The following is a 530-nucleotide window of genomic DNA, read 5'->3' as shown; positions in this document are numbered from 1 at the left end:
CTCCGTCCGCGTTACGCCCGGACCGCCTTCCGGCCCACCAGGACGCCCGCTGACTCCCCGCACGCTCCCGGCGCCCGCCGCCGCATCGGCACGCACCGGGACCACCCCGGCGCCCCCGGCGCCGGCCACCCCAGGCCGCGCCACCGATCCACTGCCCGCGTCCGCACCCGCGGGCACGTGCGCCGCTCCCGCACCCACCGACGGCTCCCGCACCACGGCAGCGCCATCACCGCCACCCACCCCGGCAGCGCCGTCACCACCACGCACCGCGGCAGCGCCATCACCACCACCAGCACCCAGCCGGACACCGGCATCCGCCACACCAGGCCGCGCCACCGATCCACTGCCCGCGTCCGCACCCGCAGGCGCATGCGCCGCTCCCACACCCACCGACGGCTCCCGCACCACGGCAGCGCCATCACCGCCACCCACCCCGGCAGCGCCATCACCACCACCAGCACCCAGCCGGACACCGGCATCCGCCACACCAGGCCGCGCCACCGATCCACTGCCCGCGTCCGCACCCGCAG

Annotated in this window: 1 protein-coding gene; it reads left to right on the top strand. The window is 78.1% G+C overall.

Annotated features, from left to right (window positions below; genetic code table 11):
* Positions 1–177: 177 nt before the first annotated feature.
* Positions 178–530 (top strand): hypothetical protein (locus ACFWBB_RS09500; protein ID WP_385268847.1); only part of this gene is annotated, 353 nt, incomplete at its 3' end.

The organism is Streptomyces sp. NPDC060000 (genome assembly GCF_042737375.1).
Lineage (GTDB): Bacteria > Actinomycetota > Actinomycetes > Streptomycetales > Streptomycetaceae > Streptomyces.
This window is presented reverse-complemented; position numbering and strand designations above follow the sequence as displayed.